Here is a 13542-nt window from a genome sequence, read left to right as displayed (position 1 = left end):
AGAAATGCTTGGAATAATAGGAGATGAAAAGGCGGTAGATGCTCTTATTCTGGTGTTGAAAGACAGAGATAGGTTCGTTCGACAGGAAGCAGTAACAGCACTTGGAAAGATAGGGGGTGGAAGATTAGTGCAACCGCTTACACAGGCTCTAGAAGAGGAAAAGGATGAATTTGTCATAGACTTTATAAAGAAAGTTCTAGAGAAGTTGCGGCAATAGCTTTAGAGTGGTTGTTTTACTTTCCCGGATTAATAACCTTTATCAAATCGTCCCCGGTGAATCTACATCCATCACCGAGTAAGCCGGTGATCGTCAGGCGAATATCCCCCGCCCTTTGTGCCAGTGCGGTTATCTGGGGCAAATCGGTTACGCCAATCGTCTCCGCTACCTCAATCACCACTGGAGGCAGGTCATTAAGCAACTGAGCTTTGTTTGCCAAGGCTCCGCAACACCCGACTGTTTCCTATTTAAACCCCAACAATAAGCACATTATTTAATAATGAGCCATAGTGCAAAGTGAACTACAAATGGGCAGTTTGATAGCAGCTAATTGCCCTTCCTATCGTTTCCCTCGATGTTAGCCTCTCACTCTGGGGGGCTTTCTCTTTTTATTTTATCAAGCTTTCAACTACCCCAGATGGAAGGATGCAATTGCTTCCTATTTTTTGCATAATTGATATTTTATTCACTAAGTGCAAAAGGTGGATAAAGGTCAGTGGTTAACAAGAAAGAATATGCACATACTCTCAAAGACCATCGGTACACGCCGACCACAAAATCAAACAAGCCTCTTGGGTAACGACCGGTAAACAGTATGGCAAACCAGGCAATCACTACACACACTATTGCAGCAATCCAGAGGAAAAACAGAAAAATGTAGTGTGGTATAGCCAGTAACCATTTTACTAATGGCAGCCAGCGATTTAGCTTCTTAGCATCAGGATATGGTATCTCAATGTGTACTGTCTGGTCTTCATCTGTCGATGGATATTCATCTGTAAGCAGATCGATATAAGCTCCAACACGAGTGCTGAACTTGGTCAGCGCCACATTCCAGTCAAACCACCACTTTGGATACTTCTGCCTGAATAGGAGCATCAAAACTATAGGCAGAACTACAAGACCAGCGGCGGCATATCGGTAAACCCACCCATCTGCTCCTTCCCTTCCGTATTCAGCACTAGACAGTAAACCAATAATGATGACGATTGGAATAGCAGTGAAAATCCTGAAAAATGTTGTTAGTCTGTTGAGACTCTATCGGGGTAGTCAATGGACAAGCGAACTGGATACGCAGTTGAAACTTCTGCCATAATAGTCCCTCCTAATTTTTAGTAATACTTTGTTCATATATTATAGCACTTGGCTGTCAAGCATTATAACAGGCTCCATTTCTCAACGTGGCGCTTGTGGGGGTATACCCTGGTACAGTAATGCTCGTGTCAGTTGGTTCGAATCAAGCCCCTACTATCAGTGGTAAATAAAGAACGCAGATGTGGTATCCGTGCCGATATAATATTTTGCGTCTTGTCTTTTTATGAGGCGGATTGTTCAGGAACATCTTCTAATAATAGTAATATATCCCCTACAACCATATATGTATATATAACGTAACGGTCGGCCTCTTGTGGGCTCACTATAACACTATGCGACCCTTTCTGTGCCGCCTGAAAAACACTGTCTAGTCTATCGCCAATGAAACTTAGATGTGATCCGACTATATGTGTAAACCGGTTTCAATACGTGAAAGAGCATACAATACAGGTTTGTGTAGGTGTCTAGTATTGTCATATCCAGTCAATGTAATCTGCACTAAGCACCCTGCTCCCCAAGTTATAGTACCGGCAGTACTGAATAAAAGTGTTTATACAATTATTGGTTACAGGCCAATCGGTCGGGTCAGTTATTCTGCTTCCTGTATCAGCTGTATGGCAAAATCACCAACCTGACGGGTGTCAAAGTGAGCAGAGATACTGCCAAAGGCAGCCGGGGCTTTTCCTTTGACTATAATCGAGATCCCTTTATCGACCAGCTTGTCCGTCTCCTCGTCAAGATTATCCACAGCGAAGGCAATATGCTGAACACCCTCGCCTTTGCTTTCTAAGAACTCCTTGTAGCGTGATTCCCCTTCGAGAGGCTGAATAAATTCAATCGGTACCGAGCCAATCTGAACGAACTTTGCTCTAATCTTGGGCTTTGATTCTGGAAATATGACCTCGCGCCCGACTGTGGCTATACCTAAAGATTGATAATATTGAACAGCCTTATCTATATCCCTTACTATTACTGCTATGTGATGTAGTTTCCAGTTTTCCCCCATTTTTCTCCTTTCTCTACAACTATGAAGTCAAGCTAACTTCTCCACTTGTAGAAGGGGCATTCTAGATTACGTATTATGTTTTTAGTCCATAAAGTTCTGGATTTGTTCTAGCCTCAGAAAATCGCCGAAACCCTGAAATTTGATGACGTTACTTTTAATAAGGGGAGCTAATTGCTTCCCCAGGTTCCTTTTTACCATTCGCCAAGCTTGGCCCGAACAATCATCATGATTAGAAAACCGCCACCTAGACCTAGGAAGATACCGGCAGTAATATTACCGACTAAAAAGCCGACACCCATACCAATAAAAAGACCAGCTGGTATCGCCACTCCAGAAACGCCCTTTTGCCTCTTCGGTTTCTCTGACTGTGTGGACATAGTGACCTCCTACGTACTTCTCTGACTTTCAAGGTTATTGTAGAGTTTACTGACTGTCAAGTAAATCATTTTGCTAACATTTTTGCTAACGAATTACTGAGCATGAATAGTTACAGAAAGTTACTAGAAGGTACAAAATGAGGCTAAGATCAAAACTTTAAGGGATTAAGAGTTACTATTCTTTACTAGGGGGTACAATACGCCTGTATCTTTTAATCAGGGTGTCAAAACACCAGGTCAACCGCCACCCTGCTTTTATTATTTCTGGGATAAAATATCAATGGATGGCAGGTAACATCGATCTGTATACCTCACACTCTCGGCATATTTGAATCTTCTCGTCCCAACTCTTATGTGTCCTCCCTTGACAAAATGTCCCATTTAAAAACCAGCAAAAATGCCTTATCTGTAACTCCCAAACAATACAATTGTCTCTCCATTCATCGGGGCAGTTCTTTACCTCCCAGCAGGGCTGAAAGGCTCCACCTGAAAAATTCTTCAGCGCTAGAAGGAGCAGCATTTCCCGTTCAATATGAGTCGGAACGTGTCTCCACCCCTGTTCAAAACTCTGTATAGCCTTGGGAGAGACACACAATAATCGAGCTAGTCGGTCCTGGGTTCTTCCCAAAACATGCCTAATTTGGGAAAATTCGTTTCTGTCCATTGAATGACCACCGTATATTTCTAAAATTGATTATACCATAGAAAATACCACATTGTGGTTGACGCATATTACCACAAAGTGGTACATTGTATGAAATGCTGATGAAAAGGGAGCCGGCATTCCTCACCTTGATATAAGGAAATGACCAGTTGAAACTATATCAGATAGTGATAAAAGATATCCTGCGCAGGAAAAGGCGAGTATTATACGCCGCAATGGGTGTGGTTGTTGGCACCATGACAGTCATTGGCATATTAACTATTGCCTTTGCTGGGGAAGCAAGAATCTATAACCAGCTGGAAAAATACGGCCCTAACTTAACAGTCATACCTGCGATAAATAATCTCGATATGCGGTTAGGCGATCTTAGCCTCGGAACTTTAACAGTCGGGGAAAACTTCATTTCTGAAAAAACCCTGCCTGAGATCAGGCAGATAGCCGATGGTGAGATAAGACAAGCGTTAGGTATCAAAGATGATGGTAATATTGCCACGATTGCTCCAAAACTCTATATAAACACTGAATTGAAGGGGATATCTGTAATGGTAGTCGGAGTGGACCCTCTGGAAGAGCAAAAAATCAAGACATGGTGGCGAATTCAAGAGGGTGAATACCTCCAACTTGCAGACCAGGCCTTGGCTGGGCCAGTAGCTGCTGAGCTATTGGAACTTAATATCGGTGACAAAATCGCGCTGAACGGGAATGACGTAACGGTCGCTGGAATTCTTGATGAGTCAGGTTCAAGCGACGATTATCAAGTTTTCGTGCCGATAATAACATTACAGAAGGCATTTGATAAACAGGGACTTGTTTCCTCAATAGATATTCGTGCGCTTTGCATTGCTTGCCCTGTAGAAGTCATCGCTGATGGCATAAATAGCAGCATCCCGGGAGTTCGAGCGGTTGCAGTGAAACAAGTAGCTGCGGCGGAAATGGACATGATGGATAAGGTAAATAAATTCATGCTGGCTTTAGCCGGAATAACACTTGTTGTTGGTTTGTTCGCCGTAATCAATACGATGATGGCTTCGGTCAACGAGAGGATTAAGGATATTGGAATAATGAGGGCAGTGGGGGCATCACGTAATCAGATAATTAAGATCTTCGTTTATGAGGCCGTCATTATCGGGATAGTGGGGGGTATCTTTGGCTATATTACTGGAACCTTATTAGCATACATAGTGGGACCACTGATTTTCGAAGGTATAGCCATTACTTACATTCCCCAGTACTTACCCCTTTCATTAACTCTGGCTACCCTTATTGCTGTCGCTGCAACTGTGTACCCTGCATTCCAGGCAACCAGAATTAAGGTGGCTGACTCCTTCAGAGCCCTGTGAGGTAGATAAGGTGTTAGAAATTAAGAATGTATCAAAGATTTACGGAGAGGGTACTGCACAAGTAGTTGCCCTCAATAACGTTTTCCTTCAGGTAAACAAAGGGGATTTCTTAGCCGTTATGGGGCCTTCTGGGAGCGGAAAATCTACTCTCCTGAACATCATTGGTGGTTTGGATAATCTCTCCAGCGGTGAAGTGATATTAGAGGGGAAGCGTATCGATAACTTAGATGAGAATGCTCTCGTTGCTATTAGACGGGGCAAAATAGCCTATGTTTTCCAGCAATATCACTTGCTTCCATCTCTAAGTGCTCTTGAAAACGTGCTCTTACCTTTGACCTTTTGTGGAGCAAGCAGGGAAAGAAATAAAGCAGTCGAAATGTTGAAAAAGGTAGGATTGGAAAAAAGAGCAGAGCACAAGCCCAGCGAGCTAAGTGGCGGGGAGCAACAGAGAGTAGCGATTGCCAGAGCTCTGGTGAGTGATCCATCGCTTATCCTGGCAGACGAGCCAACGGGTAATATGGACCAAAAAACAGGAAGGCAAATTTTAAGTTTATTTGACGAACTAAATACTGATGGGCATACCGTAATCATGGTAACCCATAACCCCGAAACAGCCAGGCACGCAAGAGAAATCATAGTCTTGCAGGATGGTCAAATCTTAGATAAAACAGGCCGAAGATAGGGAGGGCATCGTGAGAATGCTGAGATATAACCCAAGGATAATCTTTTTTCTTTTTATTTTTGTCATTCTTATCGGCATTGTAACCGCATGTAGCTCCGCCGAGGTGTCAGCGCCTGAACAAATGGCAGAGAAAGCATCTCCAGAGTTACCAGCCTTCGAGACTGCCGAGTTAACGATTAACCCGTCTGAGGTTAATCCTGGAGTGGAAGTAATTATCACCGCTCAGGTGGCAAATACAGGTGATACTGAGGGTATTTATACTGCCGGACTGATGATAGATGATACCACTGCGGCAACGACGGAAGTAACTCTTGCTGCTGGTGCAAGTCAACTCGTGAGTTTTATAGGCTCCATGACTACCCCGGGGACCCATAAAGTTACCTGGGCTGAGCTTGTTGGAAAATTTCTGGTACCCAGACTTACTGGAGACATCGTGGTAGTGGAAGATGAGCTAACGGAATCAAACGATTTGAAAATCGCTGCTCCAGATTTTACCGCTGTAGATGTTGTAACCGGCGAGACGATCTCCCTTAATCAGTTTAACGGTTCCACAGTACTACTAAACTTCGTGAACTACGGTTGTTCCCCATCGCTCAATCAGGTAGTTTCAGCTCAGCTCTTGGCAATCAGAGACCTGAAAGAAGAGCGTGATGACTTCATACCGATTTCAGTCTTTTGTGGCTGCTGCCCACCGGATGTGCTGCGCGAATTTGCAGAGGAGAATAACCTGGTATGGCCTTGGATTCTTGATACCGATAATTCTATTGTTCGCAAATATACGCGCTATCTCAGGGAATATGGTTATCCGACGTTAATCTTAATAGATAAAGAGCAATATATCAGAGAAGTCACCGGATATAATGATGTCCTTTCACTACACGATAAGATAGATGAGGCATCAAAATGAGGCGGTGACAAGTAGTTGCTGAACGAATGAAATGACCATTATGACGGCTTTATTTTAGAAGAAAGGAAACAAGAGATGCGGAAAGGAATAGCCATAGGTACACTATTAATTTTGGTGATTTTGAGCACTGTTGCATGCAACAGTTCGGAAGATATCACGCCCATAAAGGCTACATGGATTACTGCGCGGATAACCGGTGATACTGCGTCTATTCCGGCAAGTGAAGTCGGGAATAACAGGCTAGTCCATTTCAAGTTAGCTACACTAGGCGGTGATATAGCCTTCATGGCTTACGAACTGGGAGGAAAGACCTATGTGCGTTCCAATATTTGTCCACCTTGTCGGTCTATGGGTTTTTCGCTCCAAAGTAATGCCTTGACCTTGGTATGTGATACTTGCGCGACCACGTTCGAGGCAAAAACAGGTGCGGGAATCGAAGGAGCGTGTGTTGATTTTCCCAAAGCACCTGTGTCATATGAAATCATCGATGGCAATATAGTGATGGCAGGGGATGATCTTATAGCTGCACACGAGAATACTCTTATGCCTGGGTTGCCTTAAGGGCAGGAAAATCTCTCATCCAGCTTGTAGCAATGTTGTGAAGTAACCTATCATGATGATAATCTTTAAACACTGACACAAGACCTTGCGAATGCATAGACCATTGGATGAGCGTTACATTTACCTGTAATTGCTACAGTAGTTGAGTGAGTATTTTATATTATGAAACTCCGCGTCGTGAAGCAGTATGCGCGAGCAATACCAGACAAGCGATAGAGAAGAGAGAGAAAATCGGTAATTTGACAAACTGACTTTAAAAAAATGCTGTAAAAAGACGTCCCTGAAATGGGATGTCTTTCTTTTTACGTAAGACAAAATCTGACGTTTTGTTACTTATAAAAACTGAAAAATTAAGTTACGGAGACCAAATTAAATTTCACGCGTTGCTAAAATTTACACTCTTATAAATTGTGAGTATAATATGACTCATCTCCCACAATTCATCTATAATAAAGAACCAGAAGACAGGAACTGTAAAGCAGGTAGAGAAAGGAGACGAAATGACTTTAGAAGAGTTAGAAAAGAGGGTTCAGGCTTTAGAAGATTTGGAGGAAATCAAGAAACTCAAGGTCCGATATGCCAAATATGTGGATGATAACTTCAATGTTGAAAAACTGGGGGAGCTGTTTACGGAAGACGCCGTATGGGGTGGGGAAGCGTGGGGGATGGTCCGGGGGAGAGAGGCAATTAAGGAGTACTTTGCAGGAATGTCAAAACACATGATATTTTCGTGTCACCGGATTGTTGCGCCTGACATCACCGTAGAAGGTAACAGAGCATATGGGACATGGTACGGGATGAATTCAGGAATCTTGCGCAATGGCAAAGGCTTCTGGTCAAGTTGTCTGTATATTGATGAATATAAGAAAATAAACGGAAAATGGCTTATGAGCAACGTAAAACTGCAGCATTTTTACCGTTCGCCTTATGAAGGGGGTTGGGCCAAAGAAAAGAACATGGCACTCAAGGTTGAAGATGAAAAATAGAGGATATAAGCAGATTTAACGTAGCTGGAGTAAAGAAGAAATCAATATTAGTAAAGCGACTAAGTAAGGAAAGGGTTCTATTAAGATGGAAAAGAAAGAGCCATACGCTACTCAGGAGGAATACAACAAACGTGTCGTTAAATATTCTGATACTCCGCTAATGCAGCTTAATCCCGGTGCTAAAAACTACATCGTATCTTCAGAGAGGATGACGGTCAGTTTCGTAACTCTGGAGCCCAATATCCGTATTACTCCTCACCGCCATGAGCCGGAACAGATTGTGATAGTCAATGATGGTGCTTGTGACTTCATGGTCGATGGCAAACTGTATCACCTTGAGGAAGGCGATGTGCTCCTCATACCTTCCAACGTTGAGCATGGCAACTACAGTTCCGATAGAGGTTTGCGCATGATCGAAGTCTTTTCTCCACCACGAGCTGACTTGGTAGCAGAACAAAAAGCGGTGCAGAAGGCTTTGAAAACGTAGTTTTTTAGTAAAGATACTGTAAGAGCTAAAAACATTAAACCTTGCGAACGACAAAGAAGAAAAAAGTATCAGGAGATAAATAGTGTCGAAATTCAAATTTAATGCAATATTTGGTCTCAAGCCAGGTATTGACCCCGATGAAACATACAGGAATTGGCGTGAAGAACACGTTTTGTATGCGAAAAAATTAACGCTCCCCGAAGTAAGGAAATACAACATAAATAGGGTTATCCATAGATTTGGGGATGTTCAAATAGAAGATATCTGGGGGATTGCGGAGTTTTGGTTTGACGATATAGAGTCCGCGCAAAGAGCTGTGGGACGAGTTCAAGCTGCTCAGCCAGATGAATCTCATACAAAGCGCATTACTCCTGCTAAAAGGTTTATTGTCCAGGAAGAAGAGGTTGAGCTTTAGAGATCCTAATAGTTGTTCCTGAGAGGAAAAAGATATGGTAAAGCTCGTATCAATATTTAGCCTAAAACCAGGTGTTGACCCGGATGAGGTATACAAGGTGTGGCGCGAAAAGCATACTTCATGGGTAAAAGACAAAATGCTACCCAAGGCAAAAAGATATACAATTAATAGACTCATCCACAAATATCCACTGGCTGGCGGGACTACCGCCCAATTTGATATCTTCGGCTATGAAATGATTTGGTTTGACAATTTGGAATCTGCCTTAAGAACTGCAGAACGATTGCAAAGTGCTCAGCCAGAGGAATTTCTAGTTAAATTCATTAAAACCTGTAAGATGGTCATAGTTGAGGGAGAGAATATTAAACTCTAGAGATTCCGTCTATTAGTTTAAGCACAACCATGCCTTGACCAAGAGAGCTAAGAAACGAAGAAAGAGGTGTGAGATGAAGGTTTTAGGTGTTGTATGCAGCCCTCGAAAAGGGGGAAATACCGAACTCCTGGTGCAGGAAGCTCTAACCGGAGCACAGGACCGCGGAGCAGAGACCGATCTGGTAACGGTCTGGGATAAAGATATTAAACCTTGCGACGGTTGTTTATCATGTGAAAAGACCGGTAAATGCCACATTCAAGATGGCGTACAGGAGATTTATCCCAAACTGGTAGAGGCCGATGGCATTGTCTGGGGTACACCGGTTTACTTCTGGAGCGCGACCGCTCAAGCTAAGATTCTTATTGACCGTTCCTATGCCCTATATACAAATAACAACAGGTTGACCAATAAGGTCAGTGGCGTGATATCTGTCGGAGCGAGTTTGGGAAATCTGGGCGTGTGGAATCTATTCAATACTTTCTTTTCAGTACACCACATGCTTTCAACCGACTTCGTATATGGTTATGCCAGAAATAAAGGAGATATTCGCAAGGATAAGCACGCCATGAAAGCGTCAAGAGAACTGGGCAGGCAAATTGTATTGATTGCGGAGCAGAAGTTCAAATACCCGGAAGAGTATGATGTTGCTATCTATCGCTATGTCAAAAGAGAGTACGGAGTCGACAATTGCGTTGGCAGGGATAGATTCACTGATTAAGCATTCGGGCAAAACGATACCCCGAGTGATGGAATTTAAATCGGTTGAAAGCCCAACTATTTTACCATTTGCATGGTTTCAACCATAGCTACCCCGAGTGATTGAGCTCGTGCCATAGCCTGCTGGTTATTTATTACCTCTCCTGGTTTATCAGCGTAGGCAATAACACCTCCACCCCATTCTTTGGCAAGCTCTTCTTCGGTTCTAGGTCCCATTGACCTGGCCGGAATCATTCTATGAAGACCAAAGAAATCATTCAATTCGCTAAAAGCATTGCTGGCACCTACCTGACGAGCAACAACTACCGCACCGGCGACTTTATTTCTTAATCTTCTACCTCTTCTAAAGACGAAAGTGCGGTCAATGATGATTTTTGCCTGGGCAGTAACGCCCAACCAGTATACCGGCGAACCAATTATAATCCCGTCCGATTGCAGGAGTTTGGTGTAAATGCCCTGCATATCATCTTCTATCTTGCACTCACCGGTAATATCGCATGTTTCACAGCCGTCACAGGGCATAATGTTCACATCTGAGACCTTTATCATCTCTATTTCAGCTCCAAGTTTATGAGCACTGTCCAGGGCCTCTTTTACCAGGATTTCCGTGTTGCCATTTTTTCTTGGACTGCAGACTATACCCAGTACCTTCATTAAGATATACCTCCTGAATTATTAACGGACACTCGTGCCGTTGCTACCGTGGTACCCAGAGCACCATCCTCGGTTTCTTGCCCATTTCCTCGGCTAATTCTTCGACTCTCCCGTATTTCATACAGGATGCCATGCAGTGCATCACACAGGCAGGCTCAAGCCCCTTCCTGGTGCGAGATGCGCAAAGGACACATAGTTCGGTAGGGAAAGGCAGATAAGTAAGATATGCCTTGTCATGTGGCAGTTTCTGAACAACTTCAATAACTTGTATTCCTCCCATCCCTGCTGGCCAGTGGTATTCCTGGGCGCAGGCAACCTGACATGCGTAGCAGCCGGTACAGTATTCATAATCTATCAATAGACCATATTCATGTTTCTTAGGCATTTCCCGCCTCCTCTCTCCCGCTGACTTTATAGACTCTACAAAGCAAGTGCTTTATCGGGGCACCCAGGCCATCTTTACCCTGGAAGCCCATAGGAATAAGCTGATTTATATTCGATTCCCACACACCGAACAGGGAAGGCTCTGCTCCTGGCTTCTCGGGGAACCACCAGCCATGAGTGGCCATTACCATCCATGTCGGCACCACGAGGGTTACTTTGGCCTTATATTTACACTTGCCAAGCCAGTTTTCGACCCAGACCCATTCTCCATCGCCGATATCCAGTGACCTGGCAGTATCGGGATGGATTTCAATCACGGGGTCGGGGTCGATTTCCCGCAGCCAGGGGATATTCCTGTGCTCCGCGTGAAAATACACCGGGGAACGTCTCCCTGTCGACAGGATTAGGGGATACTCTTTGTACAGTTCAGGCTGGCTGATGGGTGTGAACGGCGGCTCCTCATAGTGTGCCATGGGCTCCAGCCCCCACTCTTCACGCAGCGACGAGTATAATTCAATCCTGCCGGACGGAGTCTGAAATCCCGGTTTTCTGTCTGCGCGCAATAATCCCTTCTCAAACCGGTGATACGGGGCGCTGGGGTGACCATCGGGCGGAAAGGCCCAGCCTTTCCTCTGCAGCTCCTTAAAAGTCATGCCGGAAGGCTTGATGATTTCATCATAAAGTTCATGAATGGTGTTCCAGCGGAAATTCGGGTCAAATCTCCTGGCCAGCTCGAAGTTGATTTCCACGTCGGGCTTGCATTCATCGACTGTCATGGCCTTATTGATACTCTGAAGCGGCACCCACCAGCTCCTGATGCCGTCTTTTTCCAAAAAACTTGCCGACGGTAGAACCACATCCGCCAGCTGGGTCGTGGGAGTCATGAAAAGGTCGACGGCTACCACGAAGTCGAGCTTCTTGATTGCCTCAACCCATTTCCTGGGGTCGAGCCCTATACCGGCCACAGGATTACAGGCCTGTATCCACATACCTTTTATGGGGTAAGGTTTATCGGTGAAAATCTGCTCCAGGACCAGGTCTGTCTGGGCCCGCCAGATAAATTTGTTCAGGGGTCCATAACGGTCAGCCCCAATCCTCTTCCTGTCAACCTCTTTGGATTCTAACTTGATGACCCCCTTGGCCCCGGGCAAGGCATAGGCAACGGCATCGAAGGCGAAACGGGAGATTACATTCCCACCGGGCACATCCAGGTTGCCGGTTATACACCATAAATTGGCAATCGCCTGGGCGGTGGGCGTGATGGCGGGGGTCATGTCAATGGGCACTCCCCAGTGTATGGCTGCCGGCTTGCTTTTGGCGTAAAACCGCGCTGCCTCCACAATATCACTCTGTGGAATCCAGGTGATTTCGGACACCCGCTCCACCGGGTATTGCTCCACCTGCTGGCAGAACACGGACCACACCGTTTTAACGTGTACCTTGGCTCCATTCAGAAGGCCGACTTCATACTCGCCCTCCAGGGCCGGCTTTACATTTTCTAGCCGGTGGTCCAACTTTTCGGAATCCCAGACTGCCGGATTCCCTCTCGAAGTGTCCCACACCACGAAATTACCAGCAGAGCCACTGTCCACCAGGTCGTTCTCTCGGAGCAGTTTTCCAGTGTCGCTTCTAACAAGATGAGTCGAATTCGTCCACTTCTCAACAAATCCCTTATCATACAGACCTTCGTTGATAATCACGTTAAGGAAACCCATAGCCAGCGCCCCGTCCGTTCCGGGTCGGAGCTTGAGCCATTTCTTCGCCCTTGACGCAAACCAGGACAACCTGGGGTCAATAGCGATAATCTCAGTACCCCTCTTCATGAGGTCGATAATCCAGTGCCCAAAGACATTGTCCGGGCATGAGGCCGGGATATTGTAGCCCCAGACTATTATGCATTTTGGAATCTCATACCGCGGGTCATCATAGCGTTTCGGGAACCATTGAGAGGCGTCGAGTATGCAGTAGTCTCCCTGGATAGTATCGACGGCGGCGATTCTGGGGCTGTAACAGGCAATTCCACTCAGGGCGAACATGACATTCGGGCTGCCGTAGGCATAAGCAAGCATGCATATCCAGGGCCCGATGTCTCTGCCGGTGCCCATGGAGAAGATAACGCTCTCCGGACCGAATTCTTCCCGGATTTTGTTCATTTTTCCTTCTATTAAATCAAAGGCCTCATCCCATGAAATCTCCTGCCACTTGCCTTCCCCGCGTTCTCCCACTCTCTTCAAGGGACGCGTTAACCGGTCGGGGTGATGAACATATTGTGTCATTGCCAGACACCTGGCACAGAGGCGTCCCTGGTTCCAGGGGTGCTCCGGGTCGCCCTCAATCTTGACCAGTTTGCCATCCTCGATATGCGCCAGAACCCCACAGCCACCATGGCAACCAGGTCCTGCGGACCACGTTGTCGTACGTATAATTTTACGTTCACCCTGCTTCATCGCCCGGATGCCTCCTCACTTCATAATTAGAATCAACCAATAATAATCCAAATAAACTTGACCGCCTCGGCGACCACGGTTATTTAATCTAGTAATGCGAAATATGCAGGCCGCAGCTTACCACCAGCGTATGGCCCGTTATCGCGCTTGATTCATCGGAAGCCAGGAAAACAGCCGCCGCCGCAACTTCTGCAGGCTCAATAAGCCTCTTGAGCGAGAAGTCCTTGATT

Annotated in this window: 17 protein-coding genes and 1 pseudogene; 10 read left to right on the top strand and 8 right to left on the bottom strand. The window is 45.4% G+C overall.

Annotated features, from left to right (window positions below):
- The coding region (locus tag KKD83_09150) for a HEAT repeat domain-containing protein (GenBank protein MBU2536312.1) at positions 1–217 on the top strand (217 nt) is incomplete at its 5' end.
- Positions 218–233: 16 nt separating this feature from the next.
- Here the strand turns inward: KKD83_09150 and KKD83_09145 are convergent.
- The 4 genes and pseudogenes from KKD83_09145 to KKD83_09130 form a co-directional block, all read right to left on the bottom strand.
- The gene (locus KKD83_09145; GenBank protein MBU2536311.1) at positions 234–437 is read right to left on the bottom strand and encodes a hypothetical protein; all 204 of its coding nucleotides are present in this window, start codon (positions 435–437) and stop codon (positions 234–236) included.
- A 242-nt stretch (positions 438–679) separates the two neighbouring features.
- A pseudogene (locus tag KKD83_09140) lies at positions 680–1311 on the bottom strand (DUF4389 domain-containing protein).
- 590 nt (positions 1312–1901) lie between these two features.
- Entirely contained in the window at positions 1902–2318 is a 417-nt protein-coding gene (locus KKD83_09135) for a VOC family protein (protein MBU2536310.1), read from the bottom strand.
- 191 nt (positions 2319–2509) lie between these two features.
- Positions 2510–2695 (bottom strand): hypothetical protein, encoded by a 186-nt coding sequence (locus KKD83_09130; protein MBU2536309.1) that lies wholly within the window; start codon positions 2693–2695, stop codon positions 2510–2512.
- 813 nt (positions 2696–3508) lie between these two features.
- On the opposite strand from KKD83_09130, the gene KKD83_09125 reads away from it, so the two are divergent.
- The 9 genes from KKD83_09125 (at position 3509) to KKD83_09085 (ending at position 9828) form a co-directional block, all read left to right on the top strand.
- A complete protein-coding gene (locus tag KKD83_09125) occupies positions 3509–4699 on the top strand; it encodes an ABC transporter permease (GenBank protein ID MBU2536308.1) in 1191 nt (396 codons plus the stop codon).
- 10 nt (positions 4700–4709) lie between these two features.
- Positions 4710–5381, top strand: a complete 672-nt coding sequence (locus KKD83_09120; protein ID MBU2536307.1) for an ABC transporter ATP-binding protein — start codon at positions 4710–4712, stop codon at positions 5379–5381.
- A gap of 10 nt (positions 5382–5391) precedes the next feature.
- Positions 5392–6288 carry a redoxin domain-containing protein gene (locus KKD83_09115; protein ID MBU2536306.1) on the top strand — a complete coding sequence of 299 codons (897 nt, stop codon included), beginning with the start codon at positions 5392–5394 and terminating at the stop codon, positions 6286–6288.
- Between the two features lie 75 nt (positions 6289–6363).
- Positions 6364–6849, top strand: a complete 486-nt coding sequence (locus KKD83_09110; protein MBU2536305.1) for a DUF2318 domain-containing protein — start codon at positions 6364–6366, stop codon at positions 6847–6849.
- Between the two features lie 500 nt (positions 6850–7349).
- Positions 7350–7835, top strand: a complete 486-nt coding sequence (locus KKD83_09105) for a nuclear transport factor 2 family protein (protein MBU2536304.1) — start codon at positions 7350–7352, stop codon at positions 7833–7835.
- A gap of 85 nt (positions 7836–7920) precedes the next feature.
- Positions 7921–8322 (top strand): cupin domain-containing protein, encoded by a 402-nt coding sequence (locus KKD83_09100; GenBank protein ID MBU2536303.1) that lies wholly within the window; start codon positions 7921–7923, stop codon positions 8320–8322.
- An 82-nt stretch (positions 8323–8404) separates the two neighbouring features.
- A complete protein-coding gene (locus KKD83_09095) occupies positions 8405–8737 on the top strand; it encodes an EthD domain-containing protein (protein MBU2536302.1) in 333 nt (110 codons plus the stop codon).
- Between the two features lie 34 nt (positions 8738–8771).
- A complete protein-coding gene (locus KKD83_09090; protein MBU2536301.1) occupies positions 8772–9110 on the top strand; it encodes an EthD domain-containing protein in 339 nt (112 codons plus the stop codon).
- Between the two features lie 73 nt (positions 9111–9183).
- Positions 9184–9828, top strand: a complete 645-nt coding sequence (locus tag KKD83_09085; protein ID MBU2536300.1) for a flavodoxin family protein — start codon at positions 9184–9186, stop codon at positions 9826–9828.
- Positions 9829–9884: 56 nt separating this feature from the next.
- Here KKD83_09085 and KKD83_09080 read toward each other — a convergent pair whose 3' ends face one another.
- The 4 genes from KKD83_09080 to KKD83_09065 form a co-directional block, all read right to left on the bottom strand.
- Positions 9885–10481, bottom strand: coding sequence for a flavodoxin family protein (locus tag KKD83_09080; protein MBU2536299.1), 597 nt, complete (start codon positions 10479–10481; stop codon positions 9885–9887).
- 43 nt (positions 10482–10524) lie between these two features.
- The gene (locus KKD83_09075; protein ID MBU2536298.1) at positions 10525–10866 is read right to left on the bottom strand and encodes an oxidoreductase; all 342 of its coding nucleotides are present in this window, start codon (positions 10864–10866) and stop codon (positions 10525–10527) included.
- Positions 10859–13312, bottom strand: coding sequence for a molybdopterin-dependent oxidoreductase (locus KKD83_09070; GenBank protein ID MBU2536297.1), 2454 nt, complete (start codon positions 13310–13312; stop codon positions 10859–10861). Before KKD83_09070 ends, KKD83_09075 begins: the two co-directional genes overlap by 8 nt.
- A gap of 88 nt (positions 13313–13400) precedes the next feature.
- On the bottom strand, positions 13401–13542 hold a 142-nt coding region (locus KKD83_09065; GenBank protein ID MBU2536296.1), incomplete at its 5' end, for an SDR family oxidoreductase.

The sequence above is a fragment of the Chloroflexota bacterium genome (assembly GCA_018829775.1).
In the GTDB taxonomy this organism is placed as follows: domain Bacteria; phylum Chloroflexota; class Dehalococcoidia; order Dehalococcoidales; family RBG-16-60-22; genus E44-bin89.
Note: the sequence above shows the minus strand (reverse complement) of the source record. Positions and strands in the feature narration are given on the sequence as shown.